Annotated in this window: 20 protein-coding genes and 1 tRNA gene; 5 read left to right on the top strand and 16 right to left on the bottom strand. The window is 68.7% G+C overall.

The window, feature by feature from the left end; translation table 11 throughout:
• Positions 1-4 precede the first annotated feature (4 nt).
• Positions 5-1,366, top strand: coding sequence for a BatD family protein (locus GGR24_RS04225; protein WP_183394001.1), 1,362 nt, complete (start codon positions 5-7; stop codon positions 1,364-1,366).
• Here GGR24_RS04225 and GGR24_RS04220 read toward each other — a convergent pair.
• From GGR24_RS04220 to oxlT, 5 genes are all read right to left on the bottom strand, one after another.
• Entirely contained in the window at positions 1,297-1,695 is a 399-nt protein-coding gene (locus tag GGR24_RS04220) for a DoxX family protein (protein WP_183394000.1), read from the bottom strand. The genes GGR24_RS04225 and GGR24_RS04220 overlap by 70 nt on opposite strands.
• A 181-nt stretch (positions 1,696-1,876) precedes the next feature.
• Entirely contained in the window at positions 1,877-2,758 is an 882-nt protein-coding gene (gene sucD, locus GGR24_RS04215; protein ID WP_183393999.1) for a succinate--CoA ligase subunit alpha, read from the bottom strand.
• Between the two features lies 1 nt (position 2,759).
• On the bottom strand, positions 2,760-3,932 hold the full coding sequence (locus tag GGR24_RS04210; protein ID WP_183393998.1) for a succinate--CoA ligase subunit beta: 1,173 nt from the start codon (positions 3,930-3,932) through the stop codon (positions 2,760-2,762).
• Between the two features lie 99 nt (positions 3,933-4,031).
• Entirely contained in the window at positions 4,032-4,757 is a 726-nt protein-coding gene (locus tag GGR24_RS04205; RefSeq protein ID WP_183393997.1) for a GntR family transcriptional regulator, read from the bottom strand.
• Between the two features lie 171 nt (positions 4,758-4,928).
• Positions 4,929-6,254: an oxalate/formate MFS antiporter gene (gene oxlT, locus GGR24_RS04200; protein WP_183393996.1), complete on the bottom strand. Its 1,326-nt coding sequence runs from the start codon at positions 6,252-6,254 to the stop codon at positions 4,929-4,931.
• A 714-nt stretch (positions 6,255-6,968) separates the two neighbouring features.
• Here oxlT and frc point away from each other — a divergent pair.
• The gene (frc, locus tag GGR24_RS04195; RefSeq protein ID WP_183393995.1) at positions 6,969-8,246 is read left to right on the top strand and encodes a formyl-CoA transferase; all 1,278 of its coding nucleotides are present in this window, start codon (positions 6,969-6,971) and stop codon (positions 8,244-8,246) included.
• 70 nt (positions 8,247-8,316) lie between these two features.
• On the opposite strand, the gene GGR24_RS04190 is transcribed toward frc, so the two are convergent.
• Positions 8,317-8,691 (bottom strand): hypothetical protein, encoded by a 375-nt coding sequence (locus GGR24_RS04190; protein WP_183393994.1) that lies wholly within the window; start codon positions 8,689-8,691, stop codon positions 8,317-8,319.
• Between the two features lie 71 nt (positions 8,692-8,762).
• Here GGR24_RS04190 and GGR24_RS04185 point away from each other — a divergent pair, with 71 nt between their 5' ends.
• A complete protein-coding gene (locus GGR24_RS04185; protein ID WP_183393993.1) occupies positions 8,763-9,695 on the top strand; it encodes a methionyl-tRNA formyltransferase in 933 nt (310 codons plus the stop codon).
• Positions 9,696-10,094: 399 nt separating this feature from the next.
• Here GGR24_RS04185 and GGR24_RS04180 read toward each other — a convergent pair.
• The 7 genes from GGR24_RS04180 to GGR24_RS04150 all read right to left on the bottom strand — a co-directional run bounded on the left by GGR24_RS04180 (position 10,095) and on the right by GGR24_RS04150 (position 17,114).
• Positions 10,095-10,169: transfer RNA gene (locus tag GGR24_RS04180), tRNA-Glu, on the bottom strand.
• A 61-nt stretch (positions 10,170-10,230) separates the two neighbouring features.
• Positions 10,231-10,899: an exopolysaccharide biosynthesis protein gene (locus GGR24_RS04175; protein WP_183393992.1), complete on the bottom strand. Its 669-nt coding sequence runs from the start codon at positions 10,897-10,899 to the stop codon at positions 10,231-10,233.
• Between the two features lie 111 nt (positions 10,900-11,010).
• Positions 11,011-12,834, bottom strand: coding sequence for a single-stranded-DNA-specific exonuclease RecJ (gene recJ / locus GGR24_RS04170; RefSeq protein ID WP_183393991.1), 1,824 nt, complete (start codon positions 12,832-12,834; stop codon positions 11,011-11,013).
• Positions 12,835-12,920: 86 nt separating this feature from the next.
• Complete coding sequence (gene glpX, locus GGR24_RS04165) at positions 12,921-13,886, bottom strand: class II fructose-bisphosphatase (RefSeq protein ID WP_246398049.1); 966 nt, start codon at positions 13,884-13,886, stop codon at positions 12,921-12,923.
• Positions 13,887-13,998: 112 nt separating this feature from the next.
• Positions 13,999-15,309, bottom strand: coding sequence for a homoserine dehydrogenase (locus GGR24_RS04160; RefSeq protein WP_183393989.1), 1,311 nt, complete (start codon positions 15,307-15,309; stop codon positions 13,999-14,001).
• 227 nt (positions 15,310-15,536) lie between these two features.
• Positions 15,537-16,754, bottom strand: coding sequence for an LL-diaminopimelate aminotransferase (locus tag GGR24_RS04155; RefSeq protein ID WP_183393988.1), 1,218 nt, complete (start codon positions 16,752-16,754; stop codon positions 15,537-15,539).
• 114 nt (positions 16,755-16,868) lie between these two features.
• The gene (locus GGR24_RS04150; RefSeq protein WP_183393987.1) at positions 16,869-17,114 is read right to left on the bottom strand and encodes a hypothetical protein; all 246 of its coding nucleotides are present in this window, start codon (positions 17,112-17,114) and stop codon (positions 16,869-16,871) included.
• Positions 17,115-17,707: 593 nt separating this feature from the next.
• Between GGR24_RS04150 and phaC the strand changes: the two genes are divergently transcribed.
• Complete coding sequence (gene phaC / locus GGR24_RS04145; protein WP_246398047.1) at positions 17,708-19,444, top strand: class I poly(R)-hydroxyalkanoic acid synthase; 1,737 nt, start codon at positions 17,708-17,710, stop codon at positions 19,442-19,444.
• A 37-nt stretch (positions 19,445-19,481) separates the two neighbouring features.
• On the opposite strand, the gene argC is transcribed toward phaC, so the two are convergent.
• The 3 genes from argC to GGR24_RS04130 all read right to left on the bottom strand — a co-directional run bounded on the left by argC (position 19,482) and on the right by GGR24_RS04130 (position 22,917).
• On the bottom strand, positions 19,482-20,534 hold the full coding sequence (gene argC, locus GGR24_RS04140; RefSeq protein WP_183393985.1) for an N-acetyl-gamma-glutamyl-phosphate reductase: 1,053 nt from the start codon (positions 20,532-20,534) through the stop codon (positions 19,482-19,484).
• Between the two features lie 97 nt (positions 20,535-20,631).
• Complete coding sequence (gene acuI, locus GGR24_RS04135) at positions 20,632-21,615, bottom strand: acrylyl-CoA reductase (NADPH) (RefSeq protein ID WP_183393984.1); 984 nt, start codon at positions 21,613-21,615, stop codon at positions 20,632-20,634.
• Positions 21,616-21,672: 57 nt separating this feature from the next.
• Complete coding sequence (locus tag GGR24_RS04130) at positions 21,673-22,917, bottom strand: MFS transporter (RefSeq protein ID WP_183393983.1); 1,245 nt, start codon at positions 22,915-22,917, stop codon at positions 21,673-21,675.
• A gap of 252 nt (positions 22,918-23,169) precedes the next feature.
• On the opposite strand from GGR24_RS04130, the gene nadA reads away from it, so the two are divergent.
• On the top strand, positions 23,170-24,246 hold the full coding sequence (gene nadA / locus GGR24_RS04125) for a quinolinate synthase NadA (protein ID WP_183393982.1): 1,077 nt from the start codon (positions 23,170-23,172) through the stop codon (positions 24,244-24,246).
• Positions 24,247-24,284 lie beyond the last annotated feature (38 nt).

Genomic DNA, 24,284 nt, shown 5'->3' with positions numbered 1-24,284 from the left:
CCTGATGGCGAAGAGGCGTCTCCTCACCCTGGCGATCCTGCTAGCGGGGCCCATGCTGGCCGCCTCCGCGGCCGCCCAGGAGCGGTCGATCTTCGATGACGTGAAGCTCGAGGTCCTGCCCGAGACACACGGCGTCGACCCTTATCCGAACGAGCTGATCCTCGTGCGCATCCGCGGGACCTATCGCCCCAGGATCAAGATCCAGCATCTGCTGCAGCCGTCGCTGACCGATTTCGGCTGGATGCACCTGACCATGGACAGGGCGTTCGAGACGAACTTCGGCGGCTTCTCCGCCACCGGCTACGAGCGGGTGATCGCGGTCTTCGCCGAGAAGAGCGGCCCCCTCACGATCGGCAGCTTCACCCACAAACTGAGCGTGGTCGACGGCGTGGGCAGCCGGGAGCTGGAGGTGAAGTCGCCGCCGGTCACGATCAACATCGCCAAATGGAACGGCCCCGGAGGACCGTCCGACCCTAGCGCCTGGTGGCTTCCGGCGAGCGAGGTTCGGGTCACGGACGAGTGGGCCTCGGACCCGAACCACGTTCCGCGCGGCGAGACCACGCGGCGCACGGTCACCATCGAGGCTTTCGGCGTGACGGCCGAGCAGCTTCCCCCACCCCCGGTGATGCGCTCCCCCGGCGTCATCAGCTTCCGCGGGCCGACGGAACGGGACACGCGGATCACCGCGTCCGGCCCTGTCGCGCGCGCGGTCTATCGGTGGGACATGCGGCCGACGACGGCCTTTCCGGCGATCGTGGAGCCGGTGCAGATCCCCTGGTTCGACACCGTCTCCAGGACGATGCGGACCGCCACCATACCGGCGCAGCGCATGGCGTGGGCCGCGGCCGCCGGCGCGCCCGGCGGCGCGGCGACCACGGTCGAGCGCCCGTCCGCCGCCGCCACGGCGGCGGCGGGGTTGCTGGCTTTTCTGGCCGGCGTCGCGCTGCTGCTCGTCGGCGGAGGCCGACGTCCGGTGCTGCCGGCCTTGCCGCCGCGGGCGCTCTGGAAGCTCAAGGCGGCCGCCAGGCGCGCCGACGCGGCCGGCGCGCGCGCCGCGATCTCCGAGCTCGCGCGCGCCGAACCGGAGCGCACCGCGGCGTGGTCAGGCCGCAGCGACATCCGGGCGGCGATCGCCGAGCTCGACCGTCATCTCTACGACAACAAGGCCGCGCCGCTCCCTGACCTCCGACGGCTCGCTCGGGCGATCGCCGCAGCGCGGCGCAGCGTCGCGACCAGACGGGACGCGGCCCGCTCGGGCCTTGCGCCGCTCGACGGGCCGAAGCTCGAGAACAAGCCTCAGACCGGACGGCCCTTCGCCCGCATGGCGTCGATGCTCCATGGGCCCGGGCCGGCGAACACGAGATAGAGGAAGACGAAGCAGAACAGGATCGCCGCGTCGCCGCCGTTCAGCACCGGGTAGAAGCTCTTCGGCGCGTGGGCCATGAAGTAGGCGACCGCCATCTGCCCCGACAGCAGGAACGCGACCGGGCGCGTGAAGAGGCCGATCGCCAGCAACAGGCCCCCGAACATCTCCAGGCCGCCGGCCGTGGCGGAGAGCGCCGTCAACGGGTTGGGGTAGGCGGCCGGAAACCCAATGAGCTTCATCGTTCCGTGGGCGATGAACAGCAGAGCGGACATGATCCGGAGGATGCTGAGGACGTAGGGCGCCCAGCGGGTCGATGCGGCGGCGAACATTGGCGACGATCCTTTCTCGCGACGAACAGCGGACCGTGAACTTGCCGTCCCGAGACAGCGTTGGCGAGGCGCCGCGCCCATCACTTTGCGGTTCCTCGACCGCGTCCGGCCAGAGCGCGGGCGCTCGTCGCCTGGTCGCCCCGGGCGTCAGGCAGCGCCGCTCTTGTCGAGAGATCGCCTGCTAGCGGCCGCCGGACAGGGCTTCGGCCATCGTGCGGCCTACGAGATGCGCGCTGGCCGCGATGCGGGCGCCGGCTCGCTCCAGCGCCGCCGCCTTGGCGGCCGCGTCGCCGGAACCGCCGGACGTCAGCGCGCCGGCATGGCCCATGCGGCGCTCGCGCGGCGCGTGGATCCCGACGACCAGCGAAACGATCGGCTTGGCTGGCCTCACCTGGGCGATGAAGTCCGCGACCTCTTCCTCCTCGAAGCCGCCGATCTCGCCGATCAGCACGACGCCCTTTGTCTCGTCGTCGGCGAGGAACAGCTCAAGGCAATCACGCATCGACATGCCATGCACGGGATCGCCGCCAACGCCCACCGTGGTCGACTGTCCCAGGCCCGCCTCCGTCAATTGCGCGACCACCTCGCTGGTGAGCGAGGCGGAGCGCGAGACGACGCCGACGACGCCGGGACGTTCCGACCCCGTCGCCATGACGCCAAGCTTGCAGATTCCGGGAGCGAGGACGCCCTGCGAGTTGGCGCCGACGAGCCGTGTTCCGGAGCCCCTAAGGGCGTCCCGCACCCGCACCATGTCGAGCACCGGGACCCGCTCGGTCACGGTCACGACCAGCGGGATCTCGGCTTCGATCGCCTCGATCATCGCCGCGGCCGCATTGACGGGCGGCACGAAGACGATGCTGGCGTTCGCCCCGGTTTCGCTCCGGGCGTCCGCGACCCGGTCATAGACCGGCAGGCCGAGATGCGTGCGTCCGCCCTTGCCGGGCGTGACGCCGGCGACGACCTGGGTGCCGTATTCGATCATCTGCGCGACGTGGTGGCTGCCGGCCCAGCCGGTCATCCCCTGGCACAGCACGCGCGTATCGCGGTCGAGGAGGATCGCCATGTCAGGTCCTCCCCGCCGCCACGGCGACAGCGTGTTCGGCGGCCGTACCCATGTCCGGCGCCTCTATGACGTGGCAGCCGAAGTTGGCGAGCCGGTAGCGCCCGAGGTCGGCGTTGAGGCCGGCGAGGCGGACCACGATCGGCAGCTTGCGGCCGGACTTGCGCAGCGCGATCCCGAGGCCTTCGGCGATCGTGTCGCAGGACTGCATGCCGCCGCCATGCACGTTCATCAGCAGCGTGCGGATCTTCGGATTGTCAAGCAGCAGCGCGAATCCGTGCGCGATGTCGAGGCTGCGCGCCGTGGTTCGAATGTCCATGAAGTTCGCCGGCCGGCCGCCGGCGCGATGGACCATGTCGAGCGTCGCGAGGCCCAATCCGGCGCCGTTGGAGACGATGCCGATATCGCCGTCGAGCTGGACGAAATTCAGCTGGTTGCGGTGCGCGCTCAGCTTCATCCGCTCGGCCTCCGCCTCGTCGCGCAACGAGGCGAGCTCCGGATGACGGAACAGGGCGTTGTCGTCGACCGCCATCTTGACGTCGATCGCCTTGAGCTCGCCGGAGGTCGTGACCGCCAACGGGTTGATCTCGATGAGGCTGGCGTCGAGCTCCACGAAGGCGCGCCTCAACCCCTCGACGAGATCGCAACCACGCTCGAGGGTCGCTCCCTCGAGACCGAGTCGGCCGAGGAAGCCGGAGAGTTCCGCGCGATCGGCGGGACCGCCGACGGGCAGGCTCAATCGCTCGCAGCGCAGGTCCCCTCTGCGCTCGCGCTCCTCGATCCCCTCGCCCCCTTCGGGGCTGCCGATGACGATGAGTCCCGCGGTCCTGAGATCGATCAGCAGCGTCAGGTAGAGCGACCGCGCGATCGCGACCCCCTCCTCCACATAGACGCGCCGGACGATCAGGCCTTCGTCTTCGGTCTGGGCGGTCGCTAGCCGCTGTCCCAGCATGGAGGCGGCGGCCGAACGCACCGTGGCCGGCCCCTGCACCATCCGCACGCCGCCTGCCTGCAGCCGGTCGCCGGCGAGGACCTGCGCCTTGACCGCGAGCGGGCTGACCGCGAGGTCACGGGCGATCGCCTCCGCCTCGTCGGGCGTGAACGCGACCCCGCCGCGCGGCGTGGGCAATCCATAGTCGGCCAGCAGCCGCTTCGCCTGGAATTCGTGGAGTCGCATGGCGCGACAAGTCCCTCCATCGGGCGCCTGGGCGGCGCTCTTTGGTATACCCGATGCTTCCGAGCGCCAAGTCGCCCAAGGGCGGACGCTCGCGGCCGTTCAGTCGAAGATGTCGCCGTGCTCCTCGACGTAGCGCGCAAGCCCCAGCGTGTGCTCTCGCGACCGGCGTTCGGCTCCGTCCACGTCGCGCCGCTCGAGCGCTTCGATGATCGCCAGATGGTCGTCCATCGAGCGCGTCGCGCGGTCGTCGCGGCCGATCGTGATCTGCCGGATGCCGCGGACATGCATGAGGATGTTCGACGTGATCTCGAGCAGCACGTGGGAGCCGCTGAGCCTGATCAGGGTCTGATGAAACTGGATGTTGGCGGCCGAATATTCGCTCAGGTAATCGGCCGGCCTGTGGCTCTCGTTGAAGCCTTCGAAAAGCTTGCGAAGCTTGCCGATGTCGGAGTCGCTCGCCTTCTGGGCGGCAAGGCGGGCCGCCATGCTCTCAAGCGCGGCCCAGGCTTCGATCATCTCGGTGACTTCGCGCCGCGTCTTCTTCAGGACCATGATGCCGCGGCGGGGCATCGACTTAACGAATCCCTCCTGCTCCAGCATGGCGATCGCCTCGCGGACGGGCGTGCGGCTCACCCCCAGGCGCTCCGACAGCTGGCGCTCGTCCAGCCAGGTCGGATCCTCCGAGGAGTAGATGTCCATGTTGACGATGGCTTGCTTGAGGGCGGCGTAGACCCTCGTCTTGTAGGTCTCCTCGGGCGCAAAACGCTCGAGAACGAGTTCGTCGTGCGGGTCGTCCTCGACAGGCCACCGCAACGGTGTTCTCAAAGCATTCACTCCCCGGACAACTCTGACCGCAACTTTGCATACCAGAGCGAGGCGCTGTGGCGAAGTTTCATACCGCCGCAGACTAAAGGCTGAGACCCGTTAAGCTGAAAGGCCTCCGGCGGGGTCGCCGGAGGCCTTTCGCACCGAGCGGTCGGGCGGAGCTCGCCGAGTTCAGACGGCTGGCGCGCTCCGCGGGGCTGGGGCGTCCTGCGTCTCGATCTGCGCATTGGCCACCACGCTGCGGCGCCAGGGCTTGAGCACGAGGACCGCGAGCAACGAGGCGAGGATGTTCGCCGCCGCCGCCACCAGGAACACGCCGTCCCAAGAGCCGCTGGACTGCTGCAGGATGTTGGCGAACGGCACCAGCAGAGCCGCTGTGCCCTTCGCCGTGTAGAGCAGGCCGGCGTTGGTGGTCGCGAACTTCGAGCCGAACGTGTCCGTGCAGGTCGACGGGAACAGCGAGTAGATCTCGCCCCAGGCGAAGAACACGAGGCCGGTCAGGATGACGAACATCACCGGGTCATGGCCGTAGAGGTACAGCAGGTAGATGCCCACGCCCTCGAAGCCGAACGCGATGAACATCGTGTTCTCACGGCCGATCTTGTCGGAGATCCAGCCGAAGAACGGACGGGTGAGGCCATTGAGGATGCGGTCGATCGTGGCCGCGAAGGTCACGGTCGTCATGGTCAGGCCCGCGAGGGTGACGTCGATCTTGTCGATGTGGAAGTCGGCCGCGATCGGCTTCAGGTTCGCGGTGACCATCAGGCCGCCCGCGCCCACGGCGACGAACATCAGGTACATGAGCCAGAAGATCGGGTGCTTGAGCACTTCGCCGGGGCTGTAGTTCCGCCGCGACTGAACGATGTTGTGGCTCACCACCGGAACCGGAACCTGGCCCGTCCGCGGACCGACGAGGAAGATCGCGGCGATCATGATGATCACGGCCTGGCCGATGCCGAAGTTGATGAACGCGGCCTGGAAGCCCGAGTTTGCGATCATCGCCTGGATCGGGGCGACGGTCAGCGCCGAGCCGGCGCCGAAGCCGGCGGCCGTGATGCCGGCGGCGAGCCCGCGCTTGTCGGGGAACCACTTCAGAGCGTTGCCGACGCAGGTGCCGTATACGGCGCCGGCGCCGATGCCCGCGATCACCTGGCCGATATAGAAGCCGGTCAGCGACGTCGCGTAGCCGTTGATCACCCAGCCGACGCCGCACAGCACGCCACCGAACATGACGACGGAGCGCGGCCCGTACTTGTCGACGAACCAGCCTTCGACCGGGACAAGCCAGGTCTCGAACAGCACGAACAGCGTGAACGCCCACTGGATGGCGGCGCGATCCCAGCCGAAGGTCTTTTGGATGTCGGTGACGAAGAACGTCCAGCCATATTGCAGGTTGGCGATCATCACCATGCAGAGCACGCCGACGGCGAGCTGGGTCCAGCGATAGGCGTCGCTGACCCGGGGCGCTTGGCCCCCAGTCTCAGGCGAAACAGTCATTTCCTACCCCTTAAGCTTTCGCTTTTGCCGAGCGGTCAACGCCACCCTTAGAGGCATCCTGGTATGCCTAATGCCAGTTGGGCAAGCGCGAGAACCCACAACCACACATTTCCGTGAGCGCTCGCAAGGCCTAAAAACGGGCCGATCACATTGTAGCGATTGAAGAAAAAATTCGGCTTGGCGCTTGAAAAAAATTTTTCGGCCTGGGCCGGAAAGGTAGGCCGGATGGGCTTGCGCATCCCCTCTCACCCAACTCTCACAGAGCAGGGTCCGCTTCGAGCGCCTGCGGAGCGCGCGGAACATCTCCTTGGAGCTTCAGGGCGTTAGGGCCGCGAGCCGCGCTCTCGCACCGCAGCAAAAAGGGACATCGTCGGCGCCGCAGCGCTCGTTGACAGGCCGATTCGTGGCATGCCAGCTATCCGAAGGTCGCTGGCGTTGGCGGGCTTCAGCTGAGATCGCCCTGCTCCGGCGCTGCGGACATCGGCGCTCGCTTGCAGCTTCGTCGCCTGTGCTCAGTCGGGACAACCGGACGCGAACAAGCGATATTCCAAGGCGCTCAACAGGCCTCCTGATGGGCGCATTCGACTTAAGTCTGCCGACTGGACGCGGGCAGGCGATCTGACGGCGCTTTTCCCGCGACGCCATTTCCGCTTAAAGGCTGGCACACCAGTGCATCGGCATCGCAATCGGCCCGGGACGGGAGGAGAAGACGTTATGAGCAAGGCTCTCGAAGGGGTCCGGATCCTGGACTTCACCCATGTGCAGTCGGGCCCGACCTGCACCCAGTTGCTCGCCTGGTTCGGCGCGGACGTCATCAAGGTGGAGCGCCCCGGCGCCGGCGACGCCACCCGTCAGCAGCTCCAGGACATCCCGGACGTGGACAGCCTCTATTTCACGATGCTGAACCACAACAAGCGCTCGATCACGATCGACACCAAGAGCCCCAAGGGCAAGGAAGTGCTCTGGCGGCTCGTGAAGGAGTGCGACGTCCTCGTCGAAAACTTCGCGCCCGGCGCGCTCGACCGGATGGGCTTCTCCTGGGAGAAGCTGCACGAGGCCAACCCGAAGCTGATCGTCGCCTCCGTCAAGGGCTTCGGCCCCGGCCGCTACCAGGATTGCAAGGTCTATGAGAACGTCGCGCAGTGCGCTGGCGGCTCGGCCTCGACGACCGGCTTCCGCGACGGCGTTCCGATGGTCACCGGCGCGCAGATCGGCGACTCCGGCACCGGCCTCCATCTCGCGCTCGGCATCGTGACGGCGCTCTATCACCGTACCCATTCGGGCGTCGGCCAGAAGGTGGACTGCGCGATGCAGGACGCCGTGCTGAACCTCTGCCGCGTCAAGCTGCGTGACCAGCAGCGCCTCGAGCGCGGCCCGCTCAAGGAGTACAGCCAGTTCGGAGAGGGCGTGCCGTTCGGCGACGCAGTGCCGCGCGCCGGCAACGACTCCGGCGGAGGCCAGCCCGGCCGCATCCTGAAGTGCAAGGGCTGGGAGCACGATCCCAACGCCTACATCTACTTCATCACCCAGGCCGCGGTGTGGGAGCCGATCTGCGACATCATCGGCGAGCCGGGCTGGAAGACCGACCCGAACTACGCCACGCCGAAGGCGCGTCTGCCGCATCTGAACGAGATCTTCACGCGCATCGAGGCGTGGACGATGAAGCACGACAAGTTCGAGGCGATGGACATCCTCAACGAGTACGACATCCCCTGCGGGCCGATCCTCTCGATGAAGGAGATCGCCGAGGACGAGGCGCTGCGCGCCAACGGCACCGTCGTGGAGGTCGATCATCCGACGCGCGGCAAGTATCTGTCGGTCGGCAGCCCCATCAAGCTGTCGAACAGCCCGGTCGAGGTCGTCCGCTCGCCCCTGCTCGGCGAGCACACCGAGGAGATCCTTCGCGAGGTTCTCGGCTATGACGACAACGAGGTCGCCGAGATCGAAGGATCGGGCGCCTGCGGCCGCGTGACCAAGCTCGCAGCGGAGTAAGCTGCCAGCGCATCAATTGCAGCCCTGCCGCTCCGGCGGCAGGGCTTCTTTTACGGCCGAAGCCGTCGTCTCAGCTACCGTCTGACGGGTAGGTCGAGATGACAAGGCTGACGCCAGAGGCCCCAACGATCGCCGCGACGTCGGGCGGAATCTCTGCGCTCCGCGAGATCCTTTCCGCGGGGAAGACAAAGGCCACGTCGAGCGTCGCCGCCCCGATGGCGCCGGACTCGATGAGTCGCCGGATCGCGTCGCCGTGACGACGGAAGAACGTCGCGACGCCCTTCCAGCCGTCGTCTGACACAACGTACTTGGCGTAAGCGAGCCCGTTGGCTCCCTGTCGCCCGTAGTCGTAAGGCGGCGTTGAGACCTCGACCTTGATTTCGGCCTCAGACAGAGTGATGTCCGTCAGCCACACCACGGCGTCGGTTGGTTCGAGCACATCCACGTTCCAAACCCTCCGACCGTCGTCATAATCGGCGCATTTGATCAGCGGCGCCGAACATCGCGGAGAGCTCGATGCGGATCGTCGTTCACGGTCAACAGGCTTTTGGCAAGGCGGTGCTCGAGGCGCTGCTGGCGCGCGGCGAAGAGGTCGTCGCGGTCTATGTCGCGCCGGAGAAGGAAGGCCAGAAGGCCGACCCGCTGAAGGAGGCCGCGCTGGCCGCCGGGCTCGAAGTCCGGCAGCCCTCCTCCTACAAGGACGAGGCGGTGGCGGAAGAGTTCCGAGCCTTGAAGCCGGACCTCCAGGTCATGGCCTTCGTCACGCTGTTCGTGCCGTCGAGCTTCCTCAACATCCCGACGCATGGCTCGATCCAGTACCACCCGTCCCTGCTGCCGGCCTATCGCGGCGCGTCGGCGATCAACTGGCCGATCATCAAGGGCGAGACCGAGACCGGTCTCTCGATTTTCTGGCCCGATGACGGCCTCGACACCGGCGACGTGCTTCTGCAGAAGACCACCCCGATCGGCCCCGAGGATACGCTCGGCTCGGTCTATTTCGATCGCCTGTTCCCGATGGGCGTCGAGGCGATCCTCGAAGCCGTGGACCTCGTGAAGGCGGGCAGGGCGCCGCACATAAAGCAGGACGAAAGCCGGGCGACCTATGAGGGCCTCTGCCGCAAGGGCAACGCCCGGATCGACTGGGGCAAGCCGTGGGAGCAGATCGACCGGCTGATCCGGGGGTGCAACCCCTCCCCCGGCGCCTGGACGACCCTTGGCCGCCAGGTCGTGAAGATCCTGGACGCCAGGCCCCTGCCCGCCAAGACGCCGAAGGACATCGGCGGCAAGCTCGGCGAGATCGTCGCCGTCGAGCAGGACGGGTTTGTGGTCGTGTGCGCCGATGGTCGGTTCCGCGTGACCCGCGTGCAGCCGGAGGGCGAAGCGAAGGCGCCAGCGGCCGATTGGGCCCAGGCGGTAGGACTCGAGGCCGGCGCGCGATTCGACGCCTGAGGGCGAAGGCTCGCGCCTGCCGTGACGGCGCGACCCGGCGCGGGACCGGCCATACGAATCGCCGGTCGGCGTCAGCCGCGCCGCGGCCTCAGCGCCAATAGCGGGTCCAGGGAAGACGGCTCTTCCTCCCTCCTTCAGTGGCGGTCAGTTTGCGGACGAGGATGACGCCGCCTGCAGGCCCGTTGCGCCTGTGCTCGGGGACTGTTTGTCCCCCTGCTCTGTTTCAGCGTCCCCCCCCTGCAGCCTCGTGGAGAGGCGCCGGACCGAAGCAACGCGACGACGGGCGCCGCGCCTCCTTAAGCGCGTCGGCAGGCGCACATGGCCGCCCCCCGTCGCGCGGCGGCGACAGCTTATCGAGACGGATGAGAGGATCTCAGATCAACGCCATGATGGCGGAAGTGGCGCGCCCTACGGGAGTCGAACCCGTCTCTCCAGCGTGAAAGGCTGACGTCCTAACCGATAGACGAAGGGCGCGGCGGGGGGACGTATAGGGGGGTTGCCGGGCCTGGGCAAGCCAGAAGCTCCGGCGCGGGGCTCAGAAGCCGAAGAGCCGCAGCACCGGGGCCGCAAAAGCGTGGACGCCGGCCAGGACGACCTTCCAGAGGGCCACCATGATACCGAAGCTGACCGTGGTCGACAGCCAGCCGATCGCGATCGCAACGCCGTCGGCTTCGAGCATGCCAAGGGCGAAGGCCGAGATCGCCACGGCGGGCGGCATGTTGCCGAAGGGAATCGGCAGGAAGAGAATCAGCGACAGCGCGAAGCAGGCCGCTCCGGTGAACCGGTCGGCCACCGGGGTGGTCAGCAGCTGCGCGCGCGGTTTCAGAAGTCGCTCCAGCCGCTTGACCCAGGGGACGACCTTCGCGGTCAGCGCGCCGAAATCCTCGCGGCGCATGGACCGCTTGGTGATGAAGCTCGGCAGCCACAGCACGGAGCGGCCGATCATCAGCTGAAAGGCGATGAACACCAGCGGCGCGCCCAGGACCGCCGAAGTCCCGGGAGGCATCGGCAAGGCGTTGGGGAGCGCGAACACCAGCAGCAGGGCGCCGAAAGCCCGGTCGCCGAAAGCCTCCAGAATCGCCCCGACGCTGACCCGCTCGACGTCGCCTTCGCTCAGCCGCTGCAGGACCTCCGAGAAACCTCCTCCGGCCAGTTGCGGCTGGTCGCCTGCCTCGAGGGGTTCACTGCGTGCGGGGTCGGACAATGGAGCTCTTCAGGTCGTGCTGTTGGGGGAAGGTCGACGCTAGCCTGCGAAGATGTCGACAGTTGGCGCGTTCATGGTTCGCCGACAAGCGCGCGCGCATGCACAAGCGCGTCAAAACTCCGCGCGCGCGGCGTCCACCACCCGAAGACACACCCGTTCGGAACCACCCCAGCGGTCGATCGTGAGTGAGCCGGCCGCATGGATGCGCGCGCCCCTGCTCGCGAGCAGGGCGCGGCCCAGATCGGTCTCCGCCGCGCGGAACGCCATCGCGCCCACGGAGGCGCCGTCGCCGGCGCGCAGCCGAAGCCGGATGTGGCCCTGGCCGACGACGTCCGCAGAGGTCACGGCGTGCCCCGGCAGCGCCAGAAGAGGCTCGGGCGAGCCGGCGCCGAATGGACCCGCGCGATCGAGCTCCCGCACGAGATTCGGCGTCGCGGCCGCGGCCGTCAGCGCGGCGTCGATCTTGAGGGCGCGCTCGCCGCGCGCCGCCGCGACCGCTGCCGCCAGGCGCTGCTCCAGAAACGCCCGGAAGGCTCCCAGCCGCTCGGCCTTGAGCGTGACGCCGGCCGCCATGGCGTGGCCGCCTCCCTTGACCAGCAGCCCCTCGCCGACCGCCTCTCGCACGGCGGCGCCGAGGTCGACGCCGGAGATCGAACGTCCCGAACCTGTCCCCACGCCGTCGGCCCCGAAGGCGACGGCGAACGCCGGCCGGCGATAGCGCTCCTTCAGCCGGGCGGCGACGAGGCCGACGACGCCCGGATGCCAACCTTCTCCGGACACGACGACGACGGAAGCGCCCTCGCCGTCCAGCCCGAGCGCGGCGAGCGCCTCGGCCTCCGCCTCCGCGAGCGTCGCGCGCTCGATCGCCTGCCGTTCGCCGTTCAGTCGATCGAGCTCCGCCGCGATGCGCGTCGCCTCGGTCTCGTCGCCGCACAGCATCAGGCGGCAGCCCAGCCCGGCGTCGCCGATGCGGCCTCCCGCGTTGATCCGAGGCCCAAGCAGGAAGCCCAGGTGATAGGGCGCGACCGGCCCGTCGAGCCGGGCGGCGTCCATCAGCGCGCGCAGACCGAGACGGCGGCGCGAACGCATCGCGATCAGGCCTTTCGTGACGAAGGCGCGGTTCAGCCCCGTCAGCGGGACGACGTCGGCCACCGTTCCGAGAGCCACCAGGTCGAGCGCCGCCAGAAGGTCCGGCTCCCGGCCGCGCGCGGCCCAGAAACCGCGGCGACGAAGCTCACGCTGGGTCGCGACCAGCGTCATGAACACCACGCCGCACGCAGCCAGATGGCCGAGACCGGAAAGATCGTCCTGCCGGTTGGGGTTCACCAGCGCGCTGACCGCCGGAAGCTCGGCGCCGACCTGATGGTGGTCGAGCACGACCACGTCCATGCCGCGGCGTCGCGCGTGATCGAGCGCCTCGAAGCTCGTCGAGCCGCAATCGACCGTCACCAGCAGCCTGGCGCCGCCGTCGGCGAGCATGTCGATCGCGCCGACATTCGGGCCGTAGCCTTCGAAGATGCGGTCCGGGATGTAGGTCCGGGCGTCGCCCCCGGCCTCGGTGACGAAGCCGGCCAGCAGCGCCGCGGACGTGGCGCCGTCCACGTCGTAATCGCCGAACACCGCGATCGCCTCGCCGCCCTCGATGGCGTCAGCGAGACGGGCCGCGGCCGCGTCCATGTCCGTCATGCATGAGGGGTCGGGCATCAGCCCCCGAAGCGAAGGCTCCAGGAAGGCGGACGCTTCCGCGTTCGGGACATTCCGCCCCGCCAGAACGCGCGCCAGCAGTTCCGAATGTCCATGGTCCCGGACGATCTCGGCCGCGGCCGCCCGGCCGCGCGCGTCGAGCCGGTCGCGCCAGGGCCGACCGTCGAAGGAGGCTTCGACGCCGAGAAACGCGTCGCCGCGCGGGCGCGCGGTGCGGAGAGCGGCGGTCATTCGAGCGATCGTCTCGTCACACCCGCCGAATCGCGGCGAGGCTCGGACGTTGGTGGTAGCCGAGAAGCGCCCGGCGGCCCAGACCGTCAGGCGCGGTCGAACCGTCCCGTCATCCGATGCTCGGACCGGATGCGCCGGCGCGCGCCGGTGGAATGACGCATCACGATCGTCTCGGTCACGATGCCTTCGGGACCGAAGCGCACGCCGGCCAGCATGCCCCCGCCGGTCACGCCGGTCGCGGCGAACAGCACGTCGCCCGCCGCCATGTCGCTGACGCTGTAGACCCGGCGCGGATCGCTGATCCCCATCTCCGCGGCCCGCCGCCGGCTCTCCGGATCGTCGAGCAGGAGTCGGCCCTGCATGAAGCCGCCGAGGCATTTGAGCGCCGCCGCCGCAAGCACGCCTTCCGGAGCGCCGCCGACGCCGAGATAGATATCGACGCCTGTGTCGTTCGGATTGGTGGCGTCCACCACCCCGGCGATGTCCCCGTCGGCTATCAGCCGCACAGATGCGCCGGTCCCCCGGATCGCCTCGAGCAGCCGCGCGTGGCGCGGCCGGTCCAGCACGCAGGCGGTGATCTCGCGGACCGAGACGCCTTTCGCTTTCGCGAGACGCGCGATGTTCTCGGCCGGCGACCAGTCGAGATGAACGGTGTCTTCCGGATAACCCGGCCCGATGGCGATCTTGTCCATGTAGACGTCGGGCGCGTTGAGCAGCGTGCCCGGCTCGGCCAGCGCGATCGCCGTGATGGCGCCCGGCTGATCCTTGGCGCAGAGGGTCGTGCCCTCCAGCGGGTCGAGCGCGATGTCGAACCGCGGGCCGGCCGGATCTCCGACCTCCTCGCCGATGTAGAGCATCGGGGCTGCGTCGCGCTCGCCCTCGCCGATCACCACCGTGCCCTGGATCGGGAGCGCGTTCAGCATCCGCCGCATGGCGTCGACGGCGGCCTGATCGGCGGCCATCTCGTCGCCGCGCCCTCGCAGCCGGGCGGCCGCCACGGCCGCGTGCTCGGTGACGCGCACCACCTCGATCACCAGCGAGCGGTCGATCATCTCGTGAAGCGAGAGAGACTTCGTTCCCGCGCCCCGGAGGGACACGACGGAGCGTCCTGCGGCGCTCGACTTGGCCATGACGTTTCCTCGGCGCGTCGTTGCGCGCTCCGCCTCAGCGTTTCTCGATTCGTATCACCTGAGGCGCACCATCGATATGACCGTCCGCTTCGATCGCGTCCAGCGCAACGCGCAGCGCAGCCTCGTTGGTGGCGTAAGTGATGAGCACGACCGCGACCGGGTCGGCGTTCGGGCGGTCGAAGTCCGGCTCGCGGCCGCGCTGGACGATGCTGCGCAGGGAGATGCCCTGCTCCGCCATGCGGGTGGCGATGGCCGCAGCGGCCCCCGGCCGGTCGAGGACCGAGAGGCGGATGTAGTAACCGCCCTGATGGGTGCCCATAGGCGCCCGTTTGGGCGCGGTGAGCTCGGCCGCCGGCACGCCGAACACCGGCAGCTTCGCGCCGCGGGCGATGTCGACGATGTCGGCGATGACCGCCGACGCGGTGGCGTCGCCGCCCGCGCCCGGCCCGGCGAGCACGAGCGCGCCGACCACGTCGCCGTCGATCTCCACGGCGTTGGTGACGCCGTCGACGCGGGCGATCGCGCTGTCCTTCGGGAGCATCGAGGGATGCACCCGAAGCTCGATCCCGGATTCGCTCTGCGTAGCGACGCCGAGCAGCTTGACCCGGAAGCCAAGCTCCTCGGCCATGGCGAGGTCGAACGGCGTGATGGAGGCGATGCCCTCGATATAGATGCCGTCCGGATCGACCTGGACGCCGAACGCGAGCGCGGCCAGCAGGGCGAGCTTGTGAGCCGCGTCGAACCCTCCGATGTCGAAAGTCGGGTCGGCCTCGGCGTAGCCGAGGCGCTGGGCGTCCGCGAGGCATTCCGCGAAGCCGATCCGGTCCTTCTCCATACGGGTCAGGATGTAGTTGCACGTGCCGTTGAGGATGCCGAACACGCGGCTGACGTTGTTGCCGGTGAGGCCCTCGCGCAGCGTCTTGACGATCGGGATGCCGCCCGCGACAGCAGCCTCGAACGCGATGGTAACGCCGGCCCCCTCGGCCGCGAGCGCGAGAGCGACGCCATGCTTGGCCAGCAGGGCCTTGTTGGCCGTCACGACCGGCCTTCCGGCCCCCAGCGCGGTCTCGACGCAGGCGCGCGCCGGGCCTTCGGCGCCGCCGATCAGCTCCACCACGAGATCGACGTCCCGCGCCCGCGCGAGCTGGCTCGGATCCATGTGCCAGGCGACGTTCGAAAGGTCGAGGCCGCGGCTGCGGCCCTTGTCGCGGGCCGAAACCGCCGTCACCACAACCGGGCGGCCGGCGCGCGCCGCGATCTGCTCCGCTTTCTGCTGAAGGATGCGGACAACCGAGGCGCCGACGGTGCCAAGACCGGCGACGCCGACTTTCAGAGGTTCGGCCATGAGGCTGTTCCGTTCAGAGACAGAAGGGCGGGGCGGACCGCGACGGCCGGCCACGCGCGTCGAAGCGCATCCGAAAGGACGCTCCCCAGCATCAGGCGGCGGAAAGCCGTCGGCGGACTGCGCCTCATGCTGAGGAGCCCTGGCTCTGGACCAGGGCGTCTCGAAGCACGCAGCGCGTCCGCGCGGCTATTGCTTCAGGGCCGGCGCGAGCCGGCCCGGGATGGTGCTTACCGGGCCGCCGCGAGCGGGACGACGTTGTGCAACGTATCGTCGGCCGTTTCAAGGAACCGGCGGATCGACCGCGCGGCCTGCCGGATGCGGTGCTCGTTCTCCACCAGCGCGATGCGCACGAAGTCGTCGCCGTGCTCTCCGAACCCGATGCCGGGCGCGACGGCGACAGAGGCCTTCTCCACCAGCAACTTCGAGAACTCGACGCTGCCGAGCGGGCGGAACTTCTCGGGAATCGGGGCCCAGGCGAACATCGACGCCCGCGGCGACGGCACCGGGAACCCTGCCCGACCGAAGGATTCCACGAGCGTGTCACGGCGCTTGCGGTAGATTTCGCGCGCCTCGACGATGCAGTCGTCCGGGCCGTTCAGGGCGGCCGAGGCCGCCACCTGGATCGGCGTGTAGGCGCCGTAGTCGAGATAGGACTTCACGCGCGCCAGCGCCGCGATGAGCCGCTCATTGCCGACCGCGAAGCCGACCCGCCATCCCGGCATCGAATAGGTCTTGGAGAGCGAGGTGAACTCGACGGCGACGTCGAACGCGCCCGGCACCTGCAGGATCGAGGGCGGCGGCGGGCCGTCGAAATAGATCTCCGAATAGGCGAGGTCGGAGAGCACGAACAGATCGTGCTGCTTCGCGAAGCGGATGACGTCCTTGTAGAAGTCGAGATCCGCGACCTCGGCCGTCGGGTTCGACGGATAGCAGGTGATGATCGCGATCGGCTTCGGGATCGAGTGGATCACCGCGCGCTCGAGCGCGCGGAAGTAATCCGGCCCCGGCGTCGCCGGCACGTTGCGGATGACGCCGCCGGCCATCAGGAAGCCGAAAGCGTGGATCGGATAGCTCGGGTTCGGCGCCAGCACGACGTCGCCGGGCGCGGTGATGGCCTGCGCCATGTTGGCGAAGCCTTCCTTCGAGCCCAGCGTCGCGACGATCTGCGTGTCCGGGTCGAGCTTCACGCCGAAGCGTCTGGCGTAATAGGCCGCCTGCGCGCGCCTCAGCCCCGGAATGCCCTTGGAGGTCGAGTAGCGGTTGGTCCGCGGCTTGGTCACCGCCTCCACGAGCTTCGCGTTGATGTGCTCGGGCGTGGGAAGGTCGGGATTGCCCATGCCGAGATCGATGATGTCGGCTCCGGCCTTGCGGGCGGCGGCCTTCACCCGGTTCACCTGTTCGAAGACGTAAGGCGGGAGGCGGCGAACGGAGTGAAATTCGGTCATGGCGACGCGTTTCGCGGTTGGAGCGGCCTAGAGCAGCCGAGTCTGAAGGCAATATCGTACAGGCCGACTGCGATCAAACCCCGCGGTCGCTTTCCCGCCGCGAAACCGCGCGAGCTAGCGGCTCTGCCGCGACTGCCGCTTGCCCGCCAGCAGGTCGGCCTCGAGCCTCTTCTGCTCCTCGGGGCTCTTGAGCCTGCCGTGAACGTCCGGCTGGGTGCGGTAGACGTTCGGATAGGGCAACGCCGCCGGGGGCGGCGGCAGCCCGCGATCGCCCTTTGGCCCGTAGGGTCCACACGCCTGCAAAGCGCCCGCGCTGGCGACCACGAGCGCGGCGCGAAGGAGCTTCCCGGGCAGGGTCATCGGCGCGTCTCTGGCGAAGGAATGAGGATCGGAATTTCTGGACGGCGGCGGCTGACCGTGGCGTCCCGATCAGCTTGCGCCTATTGTCACGGGAACAAGACTTGAAGCAACCCACGGGGCGTCCGGGCGGCCGCTTCACCGTGGATCCGAGGGAAAGGACCGCCTGCATGGCCCGGAGCACCGTGAGCCGATCCCCGACCAAACCGGTCGAGGCCGCCTCACGTCCGGCGACGGCTGAACTTTCCACTGTGCGCGCGAGGCCGAAGGCGCCCTCCGCCGCGGCCGACGCGGACGTGGCGCCCGCCCGGCCCAAAGCGGCAAAGCGGCCCGGCGGCGCCTCCAAAGCCAAGGCGGCGCGCCCGAAGGCCGAACCGCGAGCCCCCGCGAAGCCGGGCAAGACGGCCAAGAAGCCCGCGCGGCGCGAGAACGCCCGCGCCGCCGGAGCCGACCGGTCCGAGGATCGCAAGGCGCCGCCCGGAGATGCTCAGCCCGCCTCGGAGGAGGCCGCCGGCGCCGGGCCGCAGGACCACGGCGCGGGCGACGGGACCGAGACGCCCTTCCTCACGCCGGAGGTCGAGGCGTTCGCCGCCAACATGGCCCGCTTCTGGGAGGAGAGCGGCCGAGCCATGTCGGCCTACATGCGCCCGCGGGAGAACGGCGCAAAAGCGTCGTCGGGCGCCGAGCAGATCGCGGACATCGTGAAGACGCTCGGGCAGGTCGCCGAGCGCTGGCTCGCGGAGCCCGCGCGTGTCGCCGAGGCGCAGCGCGCCTTCGCGAGCGGCTTCCTGGACCTCTGGGCGGGGACGCTCAGGCGCTTTTCGGGAGAAGACGCCGAGCCGCTGGTTCGCCCGGACCCGAAGGACCAGCGTTTCCGGGATCCGGAATGGTCCGAGAACCCGGTCTTCGACTTCCTCAAACAGGCCTATCTGCACGCCTCGCGCTGGGCTGAGCGCATTGTCGAAGAGGCCGACGAAATCGACCCGCACACCCGGCACAAGGCGGCCTTCTACGTGAAGCTGCTGTCGAACGCGGCGTCGCCTTCGAACTTCGTTCCGACGAATCCGGAACTCATCCGCGAAACGCTCGCGAGCAAGGGTGAGAATCTGGTGCGCGGCATGCGCATGCTCGCGGAGGACATCGCCGCCGGCCAGGGCGACCTGCGGATCCGGCAGACCGATCCGGCCAGCTTCGAGGTCGGCCGCAACCTCGCCGTGTCGCCGGGCAAGGTCGTCTACCGGAACGAATTGTTCGAGCTGATCCAGTATTCGCCGGCGACTGAACTGGTCCGCACGCGTCCGGTCGTGATCGTGCCGCCCTGGATCAACAAGTTCTACATCCTCGATCTGACTCCCGAGAAGAGCATGATCAAGTGGTGCGTCGAACAGGGGCTGACCATCTTCTGCGTGTCCTGGGTCAACCCGGACGCACGGCACGCGCGGAAGAGCTTCGAGCAGTACATGCGCGAAGGCATCATGCAGGCGGTCGACGTCGCCCGTGAAATCTGCGCGGTCGAGAAGGTCGACACGGTCGGTTATTGCGTCGGCGGCACGCTGCTCGCGATCACGCTCGCCTATATGGCCCAGACGAATGACGAGCGCATCGCCAGCGCGACGTTCATGACGGCGCAGGTGGACTTCACCGACGCCGGGGACCTCAAGGTCTTCGTGGACGAGGAGCAGGTCGCGGCCGTCGAGGCGCACATGGCGCAGACCGGATACCTCGAGGGCGCGCGGATGGCGAACGCCTTCAACATGATCCGCTCGAACGACCTGATCTGGCCCTATGTCGTGAACAACTATCTGAAGGGAAAAGCGCCCTTCCCGTTCGATCTGCTCTACTGGAACTCGGACGCGACCCGCATGCCGGCCGCGAACCACTCCTTCTATCTGCGCGGCTGCTACCTCCATAACGACCTCGCGGAGGGCCGCATGGAGATCGGCGGCAAGACGCTCGACCTGAAGAAGGTCATGACGCCGACCTACAATCTCGCGACGCGCGAGGATCACATCGCGCCCGCGCGTTCGGTGTTCCTGGGCGCGCAGCTGTTCGGCGGCCCCGCGCGGTTCGTGCTGGCGGGCTCGGGTCACATCGCCGGCGTCGTGAACCCGCCGGCGCGCATGAAGTACCAGCACTGGGTGGGCGAGGAGCCCCGCGGGACGCTTGCCGACTGGGTGGCGAAGGCCGAGGAGAGGCCGGGCTCCTGGTGGCCGGACTGGCGAGCCTGGCTCGCCGCCTCCGACGCGACGATGGCGCCCGCCCGAACGCCCGGCGACGGCCCCTACCCGGCGCTCGAGGACGCGCCGGGCTCCTATGTGAAAGTCAAAGCCTGAGCCCGGATGCGCCGCCTTCGCCCACGGGGAGGCGGCGTCAGGGGAAGATGGCGAGCTGGCCGAGCCCGTCGGTCTCCTCGAAGCCGCACAGCAGGTTCATGTTCTGCACCGCCTGGCCGGAGGCGCCCTTCACCAGATTGTCGAGCGTCGAGATGACGATCGCCCGATCCGGCCCGCGGTCGGCGATCACCCCGATCTGAACGTTGTTCGAGCCCCGCACGTGGCGGGAGTGCGGCGCCTTGCCGAGCGGAAGGACCTGCACGAAGGGTTCTCCCCAATAGGTGGTCGCCAGGGAGGCGTGCAGCGCCTCGGCCGTCGCTCCCGCCTCGAGCGTCACCGTGATGGTGGCGTATATGCCCCGGTTCATCGGCAGCAGCATCGGCGTGAAGGTCGCCCGCGCCGAGCGTCCGGCGGCCTTCTCGTACTCCTGATCGAGCTCCGCCGTGTGCCGATGACGGCCGACCCCATAGGCGTGCACGCCCTCGGAGACTTCCGAGAACAGCATCTCCTCCTTCGCGCCCCGTCCCGCGCCCGACATGCCCGTGGCGGAGTTGATGACGATCGCGTCTGGGTTGATCAGACGCTCGCGCAGAAGGGGAATGATCGGGAGGATCGACGTGGTCGAGTGGCAGCCGGGGTTGGCGACCAGCCGCGCCGCCTTGATCGCCTCGCGGTTCAGCTCCGTGAGACCGAAGACCGCCCCGCCCTGGAGCTCCAGCGCCTGATGCGGGTGGCCGTACCACTCCTCATAGGCCGCGGGATCCGTCAGCCGGAAGTCGGCCGACAGGTCGACCACCTTGAGCGACGGCTTGCGCGCGAACAGGTCGGCGATGACCTGCTGCGTCGTGCCGTGCGGCAGGGCGCAGAAGACCAGGTCGACGGCGTCGAGATCGAACTCGCCGATCGACGTCAGGCGCGGCAGCTCGATGCCGGAGAACTGCGCGAACACGTCCGCCATGGCGTGGCCGGCCTTGCGATCCGCCGTCAGCGCCGTGACGCGGACACGCGGATGCCGGAGCAGAAGGCGCACGAGCTCCGCGCCCGTGTAACCGGAAGCGCCCAGGATGGCGACGTTCACAGTGTCAGTCATCTTCTCGTGCCTTGGCTCGGAGCGGCATGCGTGCCCGGAGGTCTATACGCGTTCAGCGGCCGGCGCACGGCCGCGCCGGTCGCGACGCCGACGATCTTCAGATCTCGACCACCACCCTGCCCCGGATTTTGCCCTCAAGGATCGCCTTGGCCGTCGGGATGATGTCGTCGAAGCCGACCGTCTCGGTCATCGCACTCAGTTTTTCGCGATCCAGGTCGCGCGCGAGCCGGCTCCAGGCTTCGATGCGGATCGGCTTCGGGACGGTGACGCTGTTGACGCCGAGCAGCGAGACGCCGCGCAGGATGAAAGGCGCGACGCTGGTCGGCAGGTCCATTCCGGCCGCGAGCCCGCAGGCCGCGACCGCTCCGCCCGACATGGTCTGGGCGAGCGCGTTGGCGAGCGGCACGGAGCCGACCGAGTCGATCACGCCGGCGAAACGCTCTTTCTGCAGCGGCTTGCCCGGGGCGGCGAGTTCCTCACGCGGGATGATGGAGGAGGCCCCGAGGCCGCGGAGGTAGTCGGCCTCCTCGGGCCGGCCCGTGGAGGCGACGACCTCGTAGCCGAGGCCGCCAAGCAGCGCGACCGCCACCGAGCCGACGCCGCCCGAGGCGCCTGTGACCAGCACCGGCCCGCGCGCAGGCGTCACGCCGTGGCGCTCGAGCGCCATCAGGCAGAGCATGGCCGTGTAGCCCGCGGTGCCGATCGCCATGGCCTCCGCGGAAGTCATGTTCGCCGGAAGCGGCACCAGCCAGTCGGACTTCACGCGCGCAACTTCGGCGTAGCCGCCGAGATGGGTCTCTCCGACGCCCCAGCCGTTGAGCACGACCTGGTCGCCTTCGGCGAACTCGTCGCTCGTCGACGCGATCACGCGGCCGGCGAAGTCGATGCCGGGGATCATCGGGAAGCGGCGCACCACCGGCGACTTGCCCGTGACCGCCAGCCCGTCCTTGTAGTTCACGGTCGAATGCGAAACGCGAACGACGACGTCGCCGTCCATCAGCTCCGCTTCATCGAAGTCGACGGCGGAGATCGTCTGGCCCGTGTCGGCCTTGTCGATGCGCAGGGCGCGGAAGGTGGACATCTTTTCCTCGATCGCTGACTTGGGCCTCGGCCTAGATAGGGGCCGGGATCGGCCGCGTCACTCTGCGGGCGCCGCAGCGGCGGCGAGCCGCGCCACCGGCCGCTCACGGATCGGCAGGTTGATCAGGCCGGACATGACGCTGAGCGCGATCGCGATCTGCCACACGAGGTCGTAGGAGCCCGTGCGCTCGTAAAGCTCGCCCCCGAGCCAGACGCCGGCGAAGGAGCCGAGCTGGTGGCTGAAGAAGACGAAGCCGTAGAGCATGGTGAGGTATCGCGGCCCGAACAGCGTGACGACGATCCCGGAGGTCGGCGGGACGGTGGAAAGCCACAGCAGCCCGATCCCGGCGCCGAACGCGAGCGCGCTCACGGGCGTCACCGGCAGAAACACGAAAGCCGAGATCAGCACCGCGCGGGCGAAGTAGATCGCCGCCAGCAGCAGCCGCTTCGGCATGCGGCTCGAAAGGACGCCGGAGCCCAGCGACCCCGCGATGTTGAACAGCCCGACCAGGGCGAGCGTCCAGCCGCCCACGGAGGCGGAGATATGCTTGTCGAGCAGGAACGGCGGCAGATGGGCGGTGACGAAGGCGAGATGAAAGCCGCAGGTGAAGAAGCCGATGACCAGAAGCCAGTAGCTCGGCGTGCGGAACGCCTCGCCCAGCGCCTGGCCGATCGACTGGGTGCGGGCCGCTGGTCCGCTTGATGCCGGCTGCGCCGCGCGTGTGGCGAGCGGCAGGGACAGCGGCACCACCAGCAGCATCAGCGCCGCAAAGACGAGCACGGTCGCCTGCCAGCCATAGGCGGAGATCAGCGCCGCTGCGAACGGGGTGAAAAGGAACTGGCCGAGAGAACCCGCCGCGGTGCCGAGGCCGAAGCCGATGGTGCGCCACTCCGCCGGCAGGAGCTTGCCGAAGGCGCCGATCACGATCGAAAAGGACGCCCCCGAAAGCGCGAGCCCGATCATCGCGCCGGCGGTGATGTGCATCGCGCCCGGAGAAGCCGAGAGCGGCATGAGGGCGAGGCCCGCGGCGTAGAGCAACCCGCCCGCGGCGAGCACGCGACGCGTTCCGAAACGATCCGCCACCGCGCCGGCGAAAGGCTGGCCGATCCCCCAAAGCAGGTTCTGGATGGCGAAGGACAGGGCGAAGACGTCCCTCCCCCACCCATTCGTCTCCGAGATCGGCGTCAGTAGAAGACCGACGGTCGCGCGCGGACCGAAGGTGAGGCAGGCGATCGCGCAGCCGCACAGGATGACAAGCAGCGAGGTCGGGCCTCGGGGACTCTGAAGCTGGCGAACTGTCATGGCGAGCCCGGTCGCTGGCGCGGCGCGTGAGATGCGCCCGCACCATTAGATCCAAACGCGGGCCGGGTGCGATGAAACTACGTGATCCCGATCATCGCGAATGCAGATGACCGGCGCGCGCTAGGGCGGCGCGCCAAATGATCGAGCGGGCCAATGCATATTTAACTGGCGCCGGGGCTTCAAATCGTGTCCCCGGGCAACTATCATAGTTATGCTCGAAATGAGCATAATGGGCACTTGCCGGAGGACGCCATGTCCCCTTCCGCCGCCGCGCTCCTGAAGCCTGCCGCCCCGTCCGGCCGGGCTCCACGTCAGTTCGCCCCTGTGGCCGCGCCGTCCCTGGAATGGACGCCGGCTGTGGAAGCGGAAACCGCCCACCTCTACGAACGCGTCAAGACGGTCATCCCGCCTGTCGAATGGCCGTTCTTCGCGCCTTACGTCAAGGCGATCAACGAGCTCAAGCGAGTGCGCAACGCCGTCATCCTGGCGCACAACTACCAGACGCCCGAGATCTACAATTGCGTGGCGGACGTCGTCGGCGACAGCTTCCAGCTGGCCCGCGAGGCGACCAAGACCGACGCCGAGGTCATCGTTCAGTGCGGCGTGCACTTCATGGCCGAGACGTCCAAGATCCTGAACCCCGAAAAGACGGTTCTGATTCCGGACAGCCGCGCCGGTTGCTCGCTCGCCACCTCGATCACGGCCGCCGACGTTCGCGCGCTGCGCGAGAAGCACCCCGGCGTGCCGGTGGCGGTCTATGTGAACACCACCGCGGAGGTGAAAGCCGAGGCCGACATCTGCCTGACCTCCGGCAACGCCGTGCAGGTGGTGGAGTCGCTCGGCGCGCCGGAAGTGATGGTCCTGCCGGACCAGTATCTCGCGGCTTGGATCGCCTCGCAGACCAAGGTGAAGATCATCAGCTGGAACGGCGCGTGCGAGGTGCATGAGCGCTTCACCGCCGAAGAGCTGCGCTCCTACCGGGCGGACAATCCCGGCATCACGATCCTCGCCCATCCGGAGTGCCCGCCCGACGTGCTGGCCGAGGCCGACTTCACGGGCTCCACGGCGAAGCTCGCCGACTACGTCAAGCAGCGGAAGCCGAAGAAGGTCGCGCTGATCACCGAGTGCTCGATGGCCGACAACGTCATGGCCGACGCGCCGGAGACCGAGTTCATCAAGCCGTGCAACCTCTGCCCGCACATGAAGCGGATCACGCTGCCGGCGATCCTCGATTCGCTGCTGCACATGCGCGACGAGGTGCTCGTCGACCCGGTGATCGCCGCCCGCGCGCGCCGCAGCGTCGAGCGGATGGTGAACCTGAAGATCTAGGCGACCAGCGTCTCAAGCCCCACGAGAGCCGGGGCTGA

The sequence above is a fragment of the Hansschlegelia beijingensis genome (genome assembly GCF_014196425.1).
In the GTDB taxonomy this organism is placed as follows: Bacteria; Pseudomonadota; Alphaproteobacteria; order Rhizobiales; family Methylopilaceae; genus Methylopila; species Methylopila beijingensis.
Note: the sequence above shows the minus strand (reverse complement) of the source record. Positions and strands in the feature narration are given on the sequence as shown.

Coding starts and splice junctions, on each gene's coding strand:
- GGR24_RS04220 (WP_183394000.1), bottom strand. CDS start 1,695: ATGTTCGCCGCCGCATCGACCCGCTGGGCGCCCTACGTCCTCAGCATC.
- argC (WP_183393985.1), bottom strand. CDS start 20,534: ATGACTGACACTGTGAACGTCGCCATCCTGGGCGCTTCCGGTTACACG.
- glpX (WP_246398049.1), bottom strand. CDS start 13,886: ATGATCGACCGCTCGCTGGTGATCGAGGTGGTGCGCGTCACCGAGCAC.
- sucD (WP_183393999.1), bottom strand. CDS start 2,758: ATGGCGATCCTCCTCGACCGCGATACGCGCGTGCTGTGCCAGGGGATG.
- oxlT (WP_183393996.1), bottom strand. CDS start 6,254: ATGACTGTTTCGCCTGAGACTGGGGGCCAAGCGCCCCGGGTCAGCGAC.
- GGR24_RS04150 (WP_183393987.1), bottom strand. CDS start 17,114: ATGACCCTGCCCGGGAAGCTCCTTCGCGCCGCGCTCGTGGTCGCCAGC.
- GGR24_RS04185 (WP_183393993.1), top strand. CDS start 8,763: ATGCGGATCGTCGTTCACGGTCAACAGGCTTTTGGCAAGGCGGTGCTC.
- recJ (WP_183393991.1), bottom strand. CDS start 12,834: ATGACCGCCGCTCTCCGCACCGCGCGCCCGCGCGGCGACGCGTTTCTC.
- GGR24_RS04210 (WP_183393998.1), bottom strand. CDS start 3,932: ATGCGACTCCACGAATTCCAGGCGAAGCGGCTGCTGGCCGACTATGGA.
- frc (WP_183393995.1), top strand. CDS start 6,969: ATGAGCAAGGCTCTCGAAGGGGTCCGGATCCTGGACTTCACCCATGTG.
- GGR24_RS04225 (WP_183394001.1), top strand. CDS start 5: ATGGCGAAGAGGCGTCTCCTCACCCTGGCGATCCTGCTAGCGGGGCCC.
- GGR24_RS04155 (WP_183393988.1), bottom strand. CDS start 16,754: ATGACCGAATTTCACTCCGTTCGCCGCCTCCCGCCTTACGTCTTCGAA.
- phaC (WP_246398047.1), top strand. CDS start 17,708: ATGGCCCGCTTCTGGGAGGAGAGCGGCCGAGCCATGTCGGCCTACATG.
- GGR24_RS04160 (WP_183393989.1), bottom strand. CDS start 15,309: ATGGCCGAACCTCTGAAAGTCGGCGTCGCCGGTCTTGGCACCGTCGGC.
- nadA (WP_183393982.1), top strand. CDS start 23,170: ATGTCCCCTTCCGCCGCCGCGCTCCTGAAGCCTGCCGCCCCGTCCGGC.
- GGR24_RS04130 (WP_183393983.1), bottom strand. CDS start 22,917: ATGACAGTTCGCCAGCTTCAGAGTCCCCGAGGCCCGACCTCGCTGCTT.
- acuI (WP_183393984.1), bottom strand. CDS start 21,615: ATGTCCACCTTCCGCGCCCTGCGCATCGACAAGGCCGACACGGGCCAG.